Annotated in this window: 14 protein-coding genes and 1 other annotated feature; of the genes, 3 read left to right on the top strand and 11 right to left on the bottom strand. The window is 45.1% G+C overall.

From position 1 onward, the window contains the following. Nucleotides 1-21: 21 nt before the first annotated feature. The 5 genes from VIG27_RS03340 to VIG27_RS03320 all read right to left on the bottom strand — a co-directional run bounded on the left by VIG27_RS03340 (nucleotide 22) and on the right by VIG27_RS03320 (nucleotide 8624). Nucleotides 22-2658 (bottom strand): hypothetical protein, encoded by a 2637-nt coding sequence (locus VIG27_RS03340; RefSeq protein WP_394525192.1) that lies wholly within the window; start codon nucleotides 2656-2658, stop codon nucleotides 22-24. Nucleotides 2659-2735: 77 nt separating this feature from the next. Further along, the gene (locus tag VIG27_RS03335) at nucleotides 2736-4319 is read right to left on the bottom strand and encodes an ABC transporter substrate-binding protein (RefSeq protein WP_394525191.1); all 1584 of its coding nucleotides are present in this window, start codon (nucleotides 4317-4319) and stop codon (nucleotides 2736-2738) included. 25 nt (nucleotides 4320-4344) lie between these two features. Next, entirely contained in the window at nucleotides 4345-5247 is a 903-nt protein-coding gene (locus tag VIG27_RS03330) for a carbohydrate ABC transporter permease (RefSeq protein ID WP_394525190.1), read from the bottom strand. A gap of 16 nt (nucleotides 5248-5263) precedes the next feature. After that, nucleotides 5264-6232, bottom strand: a complete 969-nt coding sequence (locus VIG27_RS03325; protein ID WP_394525189.1) for an ABC transporter permease — start codon at nucleotides 6230-6232, stop codon at nucleotides 5264-5266. Between the two features lie 184 nt (nucleotides 6233-6416). Next, nucleotides 6417-8624, bottom strand: coding sequence for a helix-turn-helix domain-containing protein (locus VIG27_RS03320; protein WP_394525188.1), 2208 nt, complete (start codon nucleotides 8622-8624; stop codon nucleotides 6417-6419). 264 nt (nucleotides 8625-8888) lie between these two features. Between VIG27_RS03320 and VIG27_RS03315 the strand changes: the two genes are divergently transcribed. After that, nucleotides 8889-10220 (top strand): HD-GYP domain-containing protein, encoded by a 1332-nt coding sequence (locus VIG27_RS03315; protein WP_394525187.1) that lies wholly within the window; start codon nucleotides 8889-8891, stop codon nucleotides 10218-10220. Between the two features lie 77 nt (nucleotides 10221-10297). On the opposite strand, the gene tyrS is transcribed toward VIG27_RS03315, so the two are convergent. After that, nucleotides 10298-11521, bottom strand: coding sequence for a tyrosine--tRNA ligase (gene tyrS, locus VIG27_RS03310; RefSeq protein WP_394525185.1), 1224 nt, complete (start codon nucleotides 11519-11521; stop codon nucleotides 10298-10300). Between the two features lie 41 nt (nucleotides 11522-11562). Further along, nucleotides 11563-11818: a binding site (T-box leader), on the bottom strand. 57 nt (nucleotides 11819-11875) lie between these two features. Continuing rightward, nucleotides 11876-12961 carry a GGDEF domain-containing protein gene (locus VIG27_RS03305; protein ID WP_394525183.1) on the bottom strand — a complete coding sequence of 362 codons (1086 nt, stop codon included), beginning with the start codon at nucleotides 12959-12961 and terminating at the stop codon, nucleotides 11876-11878. A 215-nt stretch (nucleotides 12962-13176) separates the two neighbouring features. Here VIG27_RS03305 and VIG27_RS03300 point away from each other — a divergent pair, with 215 nt between their 5' ends. Continuing rightward, entirely contained in the window at nucleotides 13177-13719 is a 543-nt protein-coding gene (locus VIG27_RS03300; RefSeq protein ID WP_394525182.1) for a beta-class carbonic anhydrase, read from the top strand. A gap of 57 nt (nucleotides 13720-13776) precedes the next feature. On the opposite strand, the gene VIG27_RS03295 is transcribed toward VIG27_RS03300, so the two are convergent. Further along, nucleotides 13777-14079, bottom strand: a complete 303-nt coding sequence (locus VIG27_RS03295) for a DUF3892 domain-containing protein (RefSeq protein ID WP_394525181.1) — start codon at nucleotides 14077-14079, stop codon at nucleotides 13777-13779. A 245-nt stretch (nucleotides 14080-14324) separates the two neighbouring features. On the opposite strand from VIG27_RS03295, the gene VIG27_RS03290 reads away from it, so the two are divergent. Further along, nucleotides 14325-15041 (top strand): ferric reductase-like transmembrane domain-containing protein, encoded by a 717-nt coding sequence (locus VIG27_RS03290; protein WP_394525180.1) that lies wholly within the window; start codon nucleotides 14325-14327, stop codon nucleotides 15039-15041. Between the two features lie 141 nt (nucleotides 15042-15182). On the opposite strand, the gene VIG27_RS03285 is transcribed toward VIG27_RS03290, so the two are convergent. From VIG27_RS03285 to VIG27_RS03275, 3 genes are read right to left on the bottom strand one after another with little or no spacing between them, the layout of a single operon-like run. After that, the gene (locus tag VIG27_RS03285; protein ID WP_394525179.1) at nucleotides 15183-15314 is read right to left on the bottom strand and encodes an OadG-related small transporter subunit; all 132 of its coding nucleotides are present in this window, start codon (nucleotides 15312-15314) and stop codon (nucleotides 15183-15185) included. 60 nt (nucleotides 15315-15374) lie between these two features. Then, on the bottom strand, nucleotides 15375-16493 hold the full coding sequence (locus VIG27_RS03280) for a sodium ion-translocating decarboxylase subunit beta (protein WP_394525178.1): 1119 nt from the start codon (nucleotides 16491-16493) through the stop codon (nucleotides 15375-15377). 34 nt (nucleotides 16494-16527) lie between these two features. After that, complete coding sequence (locus VIG27_RS03275; protein ID WP_394525176.1) at nucleotides 16528-17904, bottom strand: CitMHS family transporter; 1377 nt, start codon at nucleotides 17902-17904, stop codon at nucleotides 16528-16530. Nucleotides 17905-18129: the final 225 nt, after the last annotated feature.

Raw genomic sequence — 18129 nt, 5'->3', positions numbered from 1 at the left:
TTTTCCTCCGTCTTTCTGGTTCTATGCCTTTCTAAAGCTGTCTGAAGGCATGGCTGCCACCAGCTCATCCGCTTCTTTTAAATCCTTGGGAAGCTGCTCTTTTATAAAATCCAAAACGCAGATAACATTCAAACACCACTGGGCCGTAAAATTGGTGCTGATCCACGGAATCTCTGAAAGTTCCTCCTGGTTTCCCTTGCTGCTAAGCTTGGTGATGCGAAAACCATTGTGATTTTCTTCACAAAGAAGTGCATGGAGCAGATGGCACCAGGTCGTCTTTGCCAGATCGTCATTTTTTAAATACCACGCCCCGTAAGCGCCCATAGCCGCCGCCATAAAAGGCAGGGAAAACTCCCTGTCTCCAATTAGCCCTCCGGACTCTTTTACCTGCTGCTCCCGCAAAAGGAAATAGAATCGGCCGTATTCCGCCATCATCTGCTTCCACTCTTCATCTCCGATCAAGTCGGCCATTTCCATAAAGATCTGGGGAGCGCCCATACAGATCTGCAAATGCGTTCCTCCGGCTGCCCGCTCACCGATATAACGCAGATGGACAGTTTCAGGGTCAAATTCAAAATCGGGTCCTGACAGGAGCTTTAACGGGGCATTTTTAATATCCTCCATACCGGCCTGGATTTTCTTTAAATACCGGTCATCCCAAAATCTCTCCCACTGAGTCATCCAGTTGGCGCAGAGGGAGGACCAGTCAGGGCCGCTTCTGGCATGACTTTGATAAACCATCTCTTCCTTTTTATAAAAGTCTGCCAAAGGATCTTTATAGAGAAAAGTTTGTTCATTATCCTTTAATTCATCAAAAATATCCTCCAGCCGGTAATCCCCTGTCATGTAGTAATAATACCGGTGATGGGCAGCCATGGCGATCCGGGCTTCCTTACAGGGGCAGCCCCAGTGGCGCACATTGTGGCGGGAACCAAGGCCTTTGTACTTGCCCATATGATACACATCCACTTCGGATGCATGACGGGTCAGCTTCTCGGCAAGAGCAAAGATCTCCGGCCGGCCCGACCGTAAGAATGCGAGCCACAGCCACAAAGTCGGCACCAGTTCCGTATTATCCCAGGCATACCCGCCCATATCATAGCGCCATTGATGGCGTTCCATGTCATAGGTATGCATGAAATCCCCGTAGTTAAACAGCCCGTACCAATTCCTCTGTTCCACTTCCCCCCGGTAAAAATCAACGGCCCGGTCAAGCTGCTCCTCCAGCCAGCACTCCATTTCTGTTTCCCTGGACGGCAAGGACCAGTAGCCGAATGCCCGGTGCTCATGGTAAAATTCCGGGGTTCCCACATATTGGGCCGGGTTTGACACTGCCTTTGAAAAGCTGCACAGTTCTTCCTCCGACGGAATGAGACTGTCACAAAAAGCAATGGCATACTGACTGGTGGAAGCGATGCCGTAAGGCGTGGCACCTTTATAATCATAACCTTCATAGTACACCTGATTATATCCCCGGTCCGTATAGTGTCTGAAATCCATGGCTTCTGCGCCTGGACTGTACAGCCAGATGACCGCTTCTGCTTCCTCTCCGGTCAGCCCCCGAAAGGTATACCCCGATGGATAGGTCTGCCAGAAGTCCCGCAGGGAACATATAACACTACCGTTCTCCCCGCCGAAGGCAGCGCCGCCCATAGTCCTCCGGCCATGAAGGGACTCTAAATAGCAGCAGTCCGGCAGGGCGGTCTTCTTTTTTATCCGGAAATGACTTGGACTGTCCTGGCAAAGATCGTATTCATCCCAAAAAGGCATATCATTCAGTACCGTTTCAACGACTTCCCTATCGCTCCCTTTTAAGTTCAGCCGCTCACCGTTCATCTGGGCATGGTATATCTCCAAAGGGACCCTGGGCCGCCAGGTCAGAAGCTCTGCCATGGTCTCATGAAATACCCCATGATCCCCTTCAAACATCACATGCCGGTGATACATGGCCCCCTTCAAAGGCACAAAAAACTGCAGGCCGATTCCTTTTAAAAAGTCTTTTTCTTCCTCTCCGTCATACAAAAAGGTATGGGTAAAGGAAAGTTCCCTTTTGTCAAGCCCTACATACATTCGGATAAGAAAAGGAAGCTTCCTTTCTCCGGTGGAAGAAACATGGATGCCCCGGTACTTGATGACTGCCCGCAAAGGGCCTTCCTCATCCAGAGATACTTCTTCCACCACGCCGCGATAAGTCTTTAAAAGCCTTCCTTTTGCCCCGGCATAAGTTATGGGTTCCTCTAATAACAGAACCGGACAGGCTTTGGAGATTCTTTTTATTCCTCCGGCCCATACCTCATCAAAAAGGCAGTCCCCAGGTCCGGGAATGTGAATCCGAAGTCCACCGGCCTCCACAACATAGCCCGTTCCCTCCGGTTTTACATAAAGCCCCCTACTGCCACCGTTTCTTTCCCCAGCCGTTTCCTCGAAAGGAATTACTTCTATTTCCTCTGTCAGTTCGTCGGCACATGCGGTATGGGCGGTCCATTTCACCGTTCCATCCGGCCAATAGGCGGTAATTCTGGACTGCATGGGCACGGACTTCCCGTCATCATTTTTAAGAACATATCCCGTCTCTTTCTTACAGGCTCCCTGCTGCCACATGCAGCCCCAGGTGGTATATCCTGTTTTCTGCCTGTCCCCTAGATTATGCAGTTTCACGTTTTCCTCCATCCTTTTTCTATGTCATAAAAATGGCGGCACAGCCCCTGCCAAGAGACCGCACCGCCTAGGATCAACTACTTCGCAGTATCCTGCTGATACAATTCATTGATTTCTTTTATCAGTCTGTCGCCGCCGCGGTCTAACCACTGTTTGGCTGCCGCATCAAAGCCTGCATCATCAATCTGACCGCAGATGTACTGGGTTCTTGCATCATCAATGATCTGCTCGATATCCGTACCGACTTCTGCATTGACAGAGGAGTTGGCCAGATATCCTAAAGCCGGATTAAAAACTGCCACCTTTTTGTTCCTCGCAATTGCTTCATCCTGGGCAATAGTACTTTCCAGTTTTTCCAGAGTCGGATTCCCAGCAGTCAGATTGGGAATATAAGCGACCACGGAATTTAATCCTACATTTGGAGTCTGCTGTACTTCCAGCTTATTTCTCATAACGATCTTACCGGCATCATTCTTATCATAGGTAATGCCCTCCAGACCGTAATCAGCAAGGACTAACATCTCATCGTCACACATCTTATCTAAAAAATGAAGGCACTTCTTTACGTCATCTTCCGTTTTGGCACCTGCCTTTGTAATCAGATAGAATCCGTTAAACCCGCTGGTTGCAAGAGTCGTGTTATTGACCGGTCCCACCAGCGTCATCGTCGCCGTCTTTGTTGGATCCACGACCGATTTTACATCATTCTGGATAAAGTAATTCCAGATTCTCTTGGCTCCGTCCATAACATCAATAAAGGCTCCCGCCTCTCCCTTTTTGACGGCATCTCCAAACGTACCGGAATCCACAGTTGCCCAGTCCTTACGGATCAGACCGTCGTCATAGAGCTTTTTGACCCATTTGAGCGCTTCTCGGTATTCCTTGGTCTGATGGACCGGAACCAGCTTTCCGTCCTGCTCCACCCATTTATTTCCGGTTCCGAACCAGGTCTGTATGATATCAATGGGACCTACATACTTGGTCATTTCAAGTCCGTAGGTATCATCCTTTCCATTTCCATCGGGATCTTCATACGTGAATTTATAAAGCATATTGTAAACGTCTTCCACCGTCTTAGGTTCTTCTGTGATTCCTACTTTTTCCGCCCAGTCTGTGCGGTAAGAGAACCCATAGCGTCCGATCTCCCTGGCACGGTAAAGCGCAATTATTTTTCCGTCTACGGTCACAGCTTTTAAAACATTGGGATCTGCCTTTGAAAGATTTGGATAGCTATCCGAATCCTTTAAATACTCTGTTAAATCCCAGAAGGCCCCCTTCTTTGCGGCATCCACCACATTGGCTGTCAGTTCCCCGTTTCCGGTAACGATCATAGGCATATTTTCCTTATCCATTAAAACAAGGCCAAACTTTTCCTTATACGTATCATTGGCTTCCCATCTCCACTCCACATGGGTACCCGTATAATCTTCAAATCTCCTGATGACTTCATCCGAGTTATCGTTCTTTAACTCCGTCCCATAAAACTGGGGTACCATAACGGAAATCGTTGGTTTTCCGCTGTCTGCCCCTGACGTTTCCCCCGTCTGTCCGGAAGCTGTCCCTGCGGACTGTCCTGTCGTTTTGCTCCCACACCCCGCAAGAACCACCAGAGAGCCGGCAAGAGTAACTGCCATGGCTTTTTTCCATACTTTTTTCATCATAACACCTCTCCTTTTACAATTTGATTTATCCTTTTACAGAGCCAACCATAATGCCCTGCGTAAAGTACTTCTGAACAAAGGGGTAAATAAGCAGAATCGGAACTGTGGCAACCACAGTCGTTGCCATCTTTACTGCCTTCTGCGGCGGCATTCCAAAGGCCCCCCACTCAAAACCGCTGTCATTTGCCACACTGGAGGTGAGGAAAATGATCCTTCGTAATACGATCTGGATGACTTCCTTGGAACTGTCGGAAATATACATCATAGCATTGAAATAGGAATTCCAGTGGGTAACCGCATAAAACAAAGCAACGCTTGCTAACACCGGCTTGGAAAGCGGCAGAATGATTTTAACAAAGGTCTGCCCGTCATTGCAGCCATCCATCCTGGCGGCCTCCTCAAGCTCCATGGGAAGTCCCTGGAAATAGTTCTTTATGATGATCATATTAAACGGGTTGATTGCTCCCGGAAGCCACAGGGCCCAGAAGGTATTCTTTAAATGCAGGACATTTGCCACCAGCATATAGGAAGGGACCATACCTCCCGAAAACAGCATGGTGATGATCACCATATTGGTAAAGAATTTTCTTCCCTTGAAATACGGCCTGGAAAGAGGATAGGCAAGCGTAGCGGAAAGCGTCATATTGATGATCACCCCCACAATGGTAACAAAGGCGGAATTGATAAGCCCCTTAATTGCATCCCCGGTCTTAAAAATATACTGGTACGCATTCACGGAAAGAGTACGCGGAAACAAAAAGAACGCCCGTTCCGTCAACTCACGCTCTGTTGCAAAAGAGCCTGCTACAATATATACGAATGGAAGCAGGGTAATCAGTGCAAAACCGCCCACAAACAGATAGATTAGTACCTGTACGAACTGATCCCCGGGACTTCTTTTGATTTTTAAAGTTTTTGTTTTTGCCATTTTCCATCCCTCCCGATCAATAAAATCCTGATTCCCCGAACATTTTTGCCAGCTTATTGGCACCAAGTACCATAATCATGCTGACCACGGACTTGAACATACCTGCCGCTGTTGCCAGAGAATAGTTGCCGTTTACAACACCTTTCATATAGATGTAGGTATCAAAAACATCCGATACTCCACGGTTCATGGAATTCTGCATCAGGAAAATCTGCTCATATCCGGTATTTAAAATGGTACCCACCCTTAAAATTAGCATAATGACAATGGTGGAACGGATGGCCGGAAGGGTGATGTGCCACATCTTCTGCCAGCGGTTGGCGCCATCCACTTCTGCCGCTTCATAAAGCTGGGTATCCACTCCCGACAGCGCGGCAAGGAAAATTATGGTTCCGTAACCCGTTTCCTTCCACATGCTCTGACCTACGATCATGGGAACGAAAAGCTTGGGGTTTGACATGATGTCCGGCGCATGGTCTCTTCCAAACAGCTCCACCAGCCAGTGATAGACAAGACCATCGGTGGTGCTGAACAGCTGGGCGGTCAACGCAGCCACGATAACCATGGAAATGAAGTGGGGGATGTACACCATGGTCTGTGTCACCCTCTTGAAAGCCAAGTTCTTGATTTCATTTAAAAAAAGTGCCAGTATGATCGGTGCCGGAAAATAAAAAATCAGGTTGGCAATGGAAATCGACAATGTATTGGTTAAAACCCGGACAAAATCCGGTCCGGTGAAAAACTTTTTAAATACGGACAATCCTGCAAAAGGACTGTGAAGAAATGCCCCCAGCATAGTGTCTCCGTTATAAGGGCTGAATTCCTGAAATGCCATAACCAATCCGCCCATAGGCAGATAGCTGAAAACCAGCATATAAATGACGCCTGGAATGATCATCAGGTACAGCCACTTATGGGCCTGCAGTGCGTGCTTGACCGTTCCGGCCCTTGGCCTTGTTCCAGACGGCGATGGGTTTTGACTCATACTTTCTCCTCCTCAATCGTTATTGGGATAAGCCATTGACTGCTTCCCCCTTGGTGAGGTTATCGTACATCATGGTTCCGGCTTTTGTAAATAATCATTATCAAACCTGTTTTTTTGTATAGAAAAAGCCCCGATTCCCTGATAATCACAAGGTTTCTTCGAGGCTTATCCATTAGAATAATCATTATATTCCCAGGCAGTCATCCGACTCCTTATGCTGTTTCCGATAAGCAGAAGGAGTTATCCCTACCTGATTCTTAAAAAACCGAATAAAATTTTGAACATTATTGTAGTTTAATTTGGCAGATATTTCAGAAATGGGGTCTGTGGTGGTAAGCAGCAAGTATTTTGCTATTTTCAGTTTTTCTTCATTGATCATGTCCGTAAAGGAAACTCCCTTTTCCCGTTTCAGCACACGGCTGATATAGTTGGGATGATAACTGAGTACATCTGCACATTCATTCAAGCTTAAATTCCCATTGTTGTCCTTGATCATTCTGGTGACTTCCTTCACGATCTGGGACCCACTGGCCTGGCGGGCCTCCGTAAGAGCGGTCATCACAGGCTGAAAGATTTCATCTGCGATGTAGGTTACCAGTTCCTTCTGCCCGTAAACATTGGCCGCCTTTGTCAGAACATTATACTGTTCGTTTCCAAACACATCGGAAAGAGAAATGGAAGCCCTGGCCGGAATATCAAGGATTGCCGTCAGAAGCCTTGTAACATAATAGGTCCGCTCCATACCGGAAGCCCCCTTCATTTCCATTCTGCCCACCACCAGCTCCAAAAGCCTTCTTGCTTCCTCTTCGTTGCAGCTGTCCACCGCATGGGACAGCTCATCCTCCATGATCCTGTCATACACATTCCCTGCCGGGTCCATAAGGGAATAATCATCGTAAAGAACCAGAGAGGAGCCATGTTCATTGCGGTTGTGGTTTTTGCTGTGAAGAGCTTCGGAACATTCCTCGTATGCCCTCCCCGCATGGGTCAGCTTATGGAATGTCCTGCTGATGCCAAAAGCAACCGGATACCCGTAATGCTCCATCACATGATCCTTGATCTGCTTGTATACGAGTGCTGTTTTATTATCCAATTCCAGATCGTCATTCTCCCCAATGAGAAACAGGGCCATATGCTCATAAAGAACCGGCGACAGGAAAAATGCCTCTCTTACACTGTCCGGTAAGTTCCCCGAAATCTCCTTATTCACCCGGTCCCTCTCCTCCTGGGACACAGGCCCCTCCTTCTCCTCAAACTTGCAGGAAATGGCGATCAACCGGTAAGCACTCCAGGATTCCATTTCATATTTCTTCATGGTATCCTGTATCTTTTCCATATTCAGTTCGCCTTTTAATAGATTTGTTAAAAACAGATCCTTGATCTGGGCGTTCTGATCGTCTACAAACGATAAGAGCATCTGCACCGGCTTTGAAAAAGCAACCGCAGCCAGTTTTAATAAAACAAGGATCACCCCGAACACAGCAATGATGGCAATGGAGGCCAGAACAAAGGGAATTCCTCCCCGGTTCATCTTTGCCAAATCCATTCCAGTTATGTAGGTTAAATCATTTCCAGCAGACTCGATCACACTCAGCCGGTACTTTTTCCCGCTTGGAGACGGATAAATACCGTTTTCAATGGATTCCTTCCCGGCTGCGGCAAAATAGGTCCGGGTAAGGCCCGGATTGGTCTCCATCAGCACCTTTCCATTGCTTAACACAGTCACATCATACCCCATCTTCTGATAGGGCTCGGAAAGGTCTGCCAGCCGGGCCGTATCCAGCCGGACTGTCAGTAAATACACGGTCCCCACGCTGCTGAATTCTTCTTTCACCACAAGGAGTTCTCCGCTCATGTCCACAAACCCGGACTCCTTTACGGTCCCGTGATACGGGCCGACTGCGTCTGTACGGTTGAGCCAGTACAAAGACACCGGAACCTCCTTCTGCTCTGCCAGAAATCCCTCCAGCTCAGACTTATTCTTTAAATCTTCAACCGGATACATCCCGTATTTATTAAGGACCCAGCCTTCCTTTACATTGATGAAATTATAAAAACTGATATACTTTGATAAAAAATAGTTTCCCTGAAGCAAATTTTGGGCCTGCCGCAGCTCCTTATATCTGGAATAAGGAACCTCCTTCTGGTTCACCAGCCATTTTACGGAAGTATTGCTGGTGCTGTCCAAATAATATTCCCGTATGGAGGAAAACACATTTTCATACTCATTGGCTACGCTTTTACAGTAAGAATCCAGAGCCAGCCTGCTCTTTGCAGTCTCCCCCCTGACATAAATACAGTAAGATACAATCCCCATGATAATCAAAGGGACTGTTACCAGGAAAAGAAACTGTAAAAACAGGCGGTTTTCATATTTTACGTTTGTTTTCAATTCCTTTGCCCTGCTGCCCCATCTGACGATAACATGTTTCCTCAACCAGCATCACATCTCCTGCCTTCTCCTTCATTGTAATGATCCCTCCAATCATTTTATTCCTGTGCAACAAAATCATTATACCTCTGACTGTCATGATTCTCAACCGTTTTCCCCCGGCAGCACATCAAACAAGTACCTTTGCAGGGCTTATTTTTCTTTTCATAAATGGTATGTTATGGTAAACTATCATTAGAGTAACGATACCAAGGAGGATTGTGCATGCAGATGCAATATACCCATATTATAAATAACGAAAGCATTCTGGGAATCATCCGCCGCTTTTGCAGCTATATTGATACAAGACTTACCGAACATGGAACTCATGTGGCCTACATCATTTACCGGATGATCGGAAAAACCGGACAGTATACCGATGAAGAACTCCGAAACATCTGTTTTGCCGCCCAGCTTCATGATATCGGAGCCTTTAAGACAGAAGACGTTTCAAGTATGCTGCATTTTGAAACAAAAGATGTCTGGAACCATTCCTTCTACGGGTATTTATTTATCCAATATTTTTCCCCTTTAACAGAATTTGCACCGGCAGTCCTGCTCCATCATACCGATTGGCATTTCTTAAAAAATCAGGAAAACTTAAGCAGGGAACTGAAAGATTTAGCCCAGCTCATCCACATCGCTGACCGGATCGATGTTTCTATGTCACTGGAAAACAGGACCTGGCAGGAGACCCTTCATGTCCTTAACACGGGGATAGACATTACATTCGCTCCTCATATCTTAGAGCTGGCCTCCAAATTAAAGTTTGAGGGCTCCATTCATGAAGCCTGGAAGCAAGATATAGAGTATACTAATTTTTTAAGCCGCATCCCCCTTTCCGGGGAAGAGATTACCGGATATTTAAAAATGCTTGTCTTTATCATTGATTTCCGAAGCCATTACACCGTAACCCATACCATAACCACCGCCAGTATCAGCTATGAGCTTGGAAAACTTATCTCCTTAAACGACCAACAGTTGAATTTGATTCTGTGCGGAGCTTTGCTCCATGACCTGGGAAAGATCGCGATTCCAGTGGAAATTTTAGAATCTCCCGGGAAATTAGGGGATGAGGATATGGCCATTATGCGGACTCACGTGGACTTAACAGAAAAGATATTCGGAGGCATGATTGATGAGACCATTGCACGCATTGCCCTCCGCCATCACGAAAAATTAAACGGCACCGGATATCCAAGGGGCCTGACCGCAAAGGATTTAACGACGGAGGAACGACTGGTTGCCATAGCAGACATTATCAGTGCACTCACGGGAACCAGAAGCTATAAAGAATCCTTTCCCAAAGACCGCATCCGCACCATACTCGTGAATATGAAAAAACAGGGATTTTTAGATTCCTACATCGTGGATATGGCAGTCTGGAATCTGGACAGTATTCTTGATACCACCGCAGAACGGTGCCGTCCTGTCCTAAGCATCTATGAAAAGCTCTGGAAGGATTACGACCATTTTTTAAGCCTGCGCTCCAGCCGCGAAAAGATTTGTTTCGCCCTTTCTATTAAAACACCTCATCCGCTTTCTCTCTGGCCATAAAAAACGGTCCGGTATTAATGAGTGAGACCATCATTGATACGGGACCGTTTCTGTTTGTTTCATATTTTATTTTTAAATCATTTTACAAAAACTTTCACAAATTTCTTCTTGCCGCGCTTTACTACAAGTCCTTCTCCGGATAGCTGCTCTTTGGTAAAAAGGGCTTTCACATCCGTTACCCCTTTGCCATCTACCGTAACACCGCCCTGCTCCACATTACGTCTTGCCTCGGAACGGGTGGGTGCCAGTCCGGATTTTTGCAGGATGGTCAGAATATCCACGCTGCCGTCGGTAAAATCAGACTCCTCCAGTTCACAGGCCGGCATATCAGCCGCATTTCCTCCGGTAAACAGCTCTTTGGCACTCTTCAATGACTTTTGGGCTTCTTCCTCTCCATGTACCAGCTTTGTCAGCTCGTATGCCAGAATCTCTTTGGCCTGGTTTAACTGGCTGCCTTCCCACTGGTCCATCTCATTGATCTGCTCCAGCGGCAAAAAGGTCAGCATACGGAGACACTTGAGCACATCCGCATCCGCCACATTTCTCCAATACTGGTAGAAATCAAACGGAGAGGTCTTTTCCGGATCAAGCCATACGGCACCGGACTGGGTCTTCCCCATCTTCTTGCCTTCGGAATTCAATAAAAGGGTAATGGTCATGGCGTGGGCATCCTTACCTAATTTGCGGCGGATCAGCTCCGTACCGCCCAGCATGTTGCTCCACTGGTCATCTCCGCCGAACTGCATGTTACAGCCGTAGCGTCTGAATAATTCATAGAAGTCATAGCTCTGCATGATCATATAGTTGAACTCCAGGAAGCTGAGTCCTTTTTCCATACGCTGCTTATAACATTCCGCTGCCAGCATCCGGTTTACGGAAAAGTGGGGGCCCACTTCCCGAAGCAGTTCCACATAATTCAACTCCATCAGCCAGTCTGCGTTATTGACCATAAGTGCCTTGCCATCGGAGAAATCAATGAAGCGGCTCATCTGCTTTTTAAAGCAGTCGCAGTTATGCTGGATCATCTCCACGGTCATCATCTGACGCATGTCGCTTCTGCCCGATGGATCACCAATCATTCCGGTTCCTCCGCCAATCAGGGCGATCGGCTTGTTTCCTGCCTCCTGAAGGCGCTTCATTAAGCACAGTGTCATGAAATGTCCAACATGAAGGCTGTCCGCCGTAGGGTCAAAGCCAATATAGAAAACGGCTTTTCCTTCGTTGATCATCTTGCTGATTTCCTCTTCATTCGTCACCTGGGCGATCAATCCCCTGGCTTTCAGTTCTTCGTAAATCGTCATAACAATTCTCCTTTTTGAAAATAAAATAAACCCCGCCCTATCAAAAGGACGAGGTCAAAATCTCGTGTTACCACCTTTAGTTCATAAACAGTTCACACTGCTTACCTTTTTGAGTACCAAAATCGATACTCTAGCACAATAACGGGTGCAGGAATCCGTCACAGCCTACTGGGCGCTCTGCCGTTGGGTGTGAAGCTCAAAGAGGTATTCGCAATCCGCGTTCCACGCGCCTCTCATCCGCCGGCTGCTTTCTGTGTGGTCTCTCGTACTGCTACTTGTTCTTATCAACGCTTTTTATGGTATATGAAGTTATTGACTAGTATATGGGCTTTTTCTCCGTTTGTCAAGGGCAACTTAAATATCTCTGAATTTTCTCTTATTCCGGTACATATCCGCATCCGCATTCAGGATAATGCTGTTTAAATCATCTCCCGGCCGGTATTCTGCTACTCCATAAGAAAAAGAAAGACAGATGCCCTCAACCGCCTCACACCGGTCCTGGGCCAGTTCCAGTACTCTCTCCATCTCCTTCCCGCATAACCGGCAGCTCAACAGCACAAATTCATCTCCGCCGTACCGGTAAAGATGCATATGCTTTCCTTTTGCCTTCAGAATGGAGGCGGTAACTCCGCAAATGGCCTCATCTCCGCTGGAATGGCCGAACCGGTCGTTGAAATTTTTTAAATTATTTAAATCAATCATGGCTATGGTACACACCGACCGTCCGTTTATCTTCTCCAGCTGCTTTTCATAAGCGATCCGGTTATACGTTCCGGTCAGGGGATCATACAGGATCTTCTGAGTCATGAGAAGAAGAAAATAAAGCATAAAAGATGCTTCCGATAAGCTCCAGACCAGTAATTGAATATGGAAAATGATTTCCAACACTATTGCAAGTCCGATCAATCCCAAAAACACGGTCAAAAAAGCGGTCTCCGCTTTCCTATTGGGCTTGTCCCTCTGTTTCGCGGCACAGAAAATAAGGGATAGGAAATAAAAGCCACACACTGCAAAAGGAACAAAAAACAAAGGCCCTCTGGTATAGACATTTTCATTGCTTACGTGAAAAATCAATCCATACCGGATGCTGAGCAGGGATACAGCCATGTTAAACAGCAAGGGGGCATAAAACCATCTGGAAAACTTTTTGGACTCCTTTGTCTCGTATATCAGCACCAGGACCATAGGCGGACAGGGGCTCAATCCAAAATTCAATAATGTCGTCATGGTTCTGAGTATCCAGCCATTTGAATTAGAGCTCATTTCCCGGAAACAAAAATCTGCCCCGTTGATTATAATCATCAAAAACATCAAACCGATCTCCCAAAGGAACAGTTTCTTGATACGTCTTGAAAAAAGTTTGTCTGTTATAACCATAACGGTAAAAATGATAAGCGTAATAATTGGTACATAATATGTTTGAAGTACATAGAGAAACATACAATCCCCCTGAATGAATGTTATAAAACCTACGTCCATGTTAGCATTTCATCCAGAAATTTACAATTTTTTTATTTTAAAATTATAGATAAAATTATTTGCTGCAACAGGCTTTTCATGATTTTTCAGCTAAACAATCTTTAAGACAGCGTTTTGGTCCCCGTTAAGAATTATTTATTACAATGGAGATAATTCGATTATAATGGAGGTAGACTATGATTGAGGAAATCTTAAAGTATAATGACACTTTTGTAAACAGCGGTTTTTATAAGCACTTCGCTTCCAACAAATACCCCAAAAAAAGACTGGCTCTCATCACCTGTATGGATACCAGACTGGTGGAGCTTCTTCCTGCTGCACTGGGCGTTCACAGCGGAGATGTGAAACTGATAAAAACTGCAGGCAGCATGATCATAAACCCTTTTGACAGTACCATACGAAGCCTCCTGATCGCCATCCTTGAATTTGGAGTGGAAGAAGTCATGGTCATCGGCCATACCGACTGCTTATCCGCCACCATCTCCTCCGAAACCCTGATCACCCATCTGGTCCAGCGGGGAATCGAGCGGGATACCATACAAAAGCTGAAAGAGGAAGGATTTGATTTGGACTCCTGGCTTCAGGGTATGGACAACATTAAAACTGCCGTAAAGCAGTCCGTCACTTTACTAAAAACCCATCCCCTAATCCCAAGTAACGTGGTGATCCAGGGGTTTATCATGGATATCTCCTGCGGCAGACTTACCCCTGTCTCTTAACACCAAAAGGTCCAATCCCTGTGTAAGGGGATTGAACCTTTTTGAATATCTCACAACTTAACTGGTAATCGAGGGCAGATTGCTCAAATTATTGCCTTCACTGCCATCCGGCAAGGACTTCAGATACTCCTTGCCGTTTCTGGAGGAGACTCCCACCCCTTTGATTCCGCCCTGCTTTGCAAGCCGGACCCCTTCTTCTTTATCCAGTACTCTCCCATCGGAAAGCTGGTAGCCGGTAACACGTCCGCTTTCCTTTACTAACGCAACGATCTGCTTTGCGTCGGCGTTTGGTACCGGAATATCCTCCAATGCCATCATCGGCAGATTGTTTGGAATGGATTGAACCTTCTCATCTGGCATCGTCTTTTCCTCCTGCCTTATTCCCTGTTTTATTATTCCTAATTTTCTTGATTCCTTGTTTTCTTGATTGCTTAATTCTTTGTTTGCTTTATATCTTTACTTTCATTCATAGTGTTTCATTCCTATTAAAAAAATATACAAAATAATAACTTGACGCAGGAATGGTCCTGTGATATACCTTGTGTTAGTTGCAGCTAACCGCGACTTGTTTTTGTAATTCATCATAATTAAAAAGGAGACATTACATGATTTTTTTAATTGCACTTGTGGAGGCTTTGATATTTGTCTATTTTTTCAGGGGCGCCATAAGAAAACAACCTGGAATTTTTTATGTACTTTCCTTGGGGATCATCGCTCTGATGGTATGTTACCAAACCTTCGATCTATACTCTGCCTGGCCGGAATGGACCTATATATGGATCGTTTCTGTCTTCTGGAGAGGGGCATTCCCGACGGCCCTGTTTGTCATTGTCATGTATCTGGGAGCCTTGAATAAAAAAAGTAAGGTGGTAAAAGCCTTGATGCCGATCAGAGGATATCTTTCCATTATCGCCTGTCTGATGACTCTGGCTCATTCCTTTGTATACGGTACCTATTACGTTCCTGCCGTGTTACATACTCCACAAGAGCTTGGGACCAGGGACATCATCGCTCTGATCATTACGGTTCCCATGTTCGTCATCATGATCATTCTTATGGTCACGTCATTTACCAAAGTACGGCGCCGCATGAAGCCACTGGTATGGAAAAAAATCCAGAGACTTGCCTATCCCTGGTTTGCTTTGCTCTATCTTTACTTAATGGTTCTGCTGATTCCAAACATGATAGACGCAGTAAACCCAGCCTATGAGATGGATCTATTTTATAGAATTAATTATGTCCTGTCCATCCTGCTCTACACCGCAGTCTTTGGAGGTTACCTGATACTTAAAATCCGCAAAATACGGACGGAGAAACTTTAATTTTCTCATGGCTCTCAAGAGTCTTAACAGCCTCATTTTTACTGTAACACAAAAAGAAAAAACGACGGAATTTCTTCCATCGTTTTTTCTTTAAACATTTTATTTTTAGGATTCTAATAAATAGACAGTCAGCTAATTCAATTAATTCTCATTCTTTGGTGCAGTCAGCTTTAAAAGCAGCTGCGATATACCGTAAAGTAAAATCATTACGACAAAAATACCACCCATGCCGATACCCATTAATTCCAGTGCCTGAGTTACGATATCTGTCATTGTTACCTCCAATCCCCCTTATGGGGCAGCGCATTTAAATATTTATAAAGTTGCAATTAGTTACATGAAGAAGGAAAGTAAAAGTCCGCCTGCTACTACTGATGCGATCTGACCGGAAACGTTAGCACCGGCTGCATGCATCAGAATAAAGTTTGATGGATCTTCCTTTGTTGCCATCTTCTGAATTACACGGCTGCTCATTGGGAAAGCGGAAATACCTGCCGCTCCGACCATTGGATTGATTTTTTCCTTACGGAAAATATTTAAGATCTTAGCGAAGATAACACCGCCTGCAGTATCAAATACGAAACCTAACAGACCGAAGCCGATAATTAACAGAGTCTTAAAGTTTAAGAACTCATCGGCTGTCATCTTTAATGAAATCGTAAGACCAAGTAAAATACTGATAATATTTACTAATTCATTCTGAGCAGAAGCACTTAAACGATCCAGAACGCCGCACTCACGTAACAGATTACCAAACATCAGGAATCCGATCAGCGGCAGGGACATTGGTGCCGTAAAACCTGCAACAAATGTAATTGCTAACGGGAATAAAATCTTTGCTGTTTTGGATACGTTCTTTGGTTCATATTTCATATGAATCTGACGTTCCTTCTTTGTTGTCAGTGCTCTGATAACAGGCGGCTGAATGATCGGCACAAGAGCCATGTATGAATACGCCGCCACCGTAATCGGTCCTAACAAATTAGCGGCCAGTTTACCAGCTACAAAGATACTGGTTGGTCCGTCTGCTGCTGCGATAATACCCATGGAAGCAGCTTCTGGAAGAGATAAATTTGTAGTTAATACAATGACAACGATAACCGCAAAAATACCAAACTGTGCAGCAGCACCAAACAACATCATAAAAGGGTTTTGCAGTAACGGGCCAAAGTCAATCATTGCACCGATTCCGATAAAGATCAGAAGCGGGAATAATTCTGTTGAAATTCCGGCATCAAATAACACGTTCAGTACACCTTCAACTCCAGTACTTTGCTGTGTGATAATACCGGACATTGGGAAGTTTACCAAAATTGTGCCAAGTCCCATCGGGACTAAAAGTGTCGGCTCATACTCTTTTTTGATACCCAGATACATCAAGGCGCAGCCGATTAACATCATCATTGCCTGCTGCCAAGTAAACGAGAGTAGCCCTTCTAATAATATGCTCATTTTTGTCTCCAATCTTAATCTGCCTGTAATAACTTTAAATATATAGTGGACAAGCTCCAGTAATTGCGGCCACACCGATAAATATTATAAAAATACCGATGGCCCATTTAGCGGATTCCTTCTGCCACTCACCCATTTCAAGTCCTGTCATATTTAACAGCAGGTAAATGAATGCAACCAGTGGGCTTAATAAATGGAATGCCTGACCTAAAAGTGATGCTACCGTCATGTTCAGAGCAGTATAGCCATACTTTGCACCTGCCTCTGCAAACACTGGTAAAATACCATAATAGTAAGCATCGTTTGATAAGAAGAAGGTACCAGGAGCGGAAACAACTGCAGTAACAAGACCCCACCATCTTCCAAGGGAAGTAGGAAGTGCACTTACCATACTGTGTGCTAACGCATCACTCATACCTGTGTTTCCGAATAAACCGGAAAACATACCTGCACCTATAACCAGGATCACTACCTGTAATGCATCACCTGCATTATCCTGAATACGCTCTTTCTGTTCTTTGATCTGTCTGTAGTTTACCATAAGGCCAATCACCAGCGCAACTAAGAACAGGAAAGAAGATGGAAGTTTATCCATCACTAAAAGAATCACGGTACCAATCGTTAAGATTGCGTTGAACCAGATGAGCTTTGGACGCTTTAAAGCTTCCACTTCCGGATCAGACTGTGTGGTCTTTGCCAACTCAGCTGCTGTAAGCTTCTGGATACCGACTCTTTTTCGTTCCTTCATACCAAGGTATACCGCAACCCCCAGCATGTAAATAATAGAAACAACCATTCCTGGTGCAAGAGCTGCTAATACAGGACCACCTTCTACTTCCATGACCGACATGGCACGAGCGGTCGGGCCGCCCCATGGGAGTAAATTCATGATTGTGTTCATCAGGATCACCAAAACGCCCAGATAAAGTAATTTTATATTGAGCTTTTTGTAAATCGGGATAAATGCTGTACAGCAAATCAATGTGGTAGTCGTTCCGTCACCGTTTAAGGAAACAGAAGCAGCTACAATTGCAGTTCCGACTAAAACTTTAACAGGGTCGCCGCCTGCAATACGAATAACTGTGTTTACAACCGGATCAAAAAGCCCTGCATTCAGCATGATGGAAAAGAATAAGATAGCAAAAAGAAGCATGAATGCGGTCTTGGAACTCTTTACCAATCCGTCCTGAGACATCTTTCCAAGAGCAACGATCTGATCCATAATAGATAAAGATCCCGCCGCATCTTTTTCCAGATATTTGGCAATTGGTTCCTTCATTGCTCCGGTGAAGACACCGATAATGGAAAACACCAGCGGGACACTGATCAGTGCCGTAAACGGGTGTAATCTCTTGGTCATGACTAATCCAAGAAAAACAATTATCATGAGCCATGCTAAGATAGTAATCATATAAATGATCCCCCTTCTAATATAGATGCATAAGTACCATGTAACCATATTAAACGGAGTTTCTTAAAGAGTAATGAAAACATACTTAAAAAATTGTAAGATTTTATATTATTTTAAGACTTTTATAATATTTATAAACCGGCAACCGATAAAATCTCCCATGAATCTAACCCATAGAGAGATTTTACCGTGCCTATTTCTTATAATATTTTTAATTTGCAGGCT

Source organism: Lacrimispora sinapis (assembly GCF_043633585.1).
In the GTDB taxonomy this organism is placed as follows: Bacteria; Bacillota; Clostridia; order Lachnospirales; family Lachnospiraceae; genus Lacrimispora; species Lacrimispora sinapis.
Note: the sequence above shows the minus strand (reverse complement) of the source record. Positions and strands in the feature narration are given on the sequence as shown.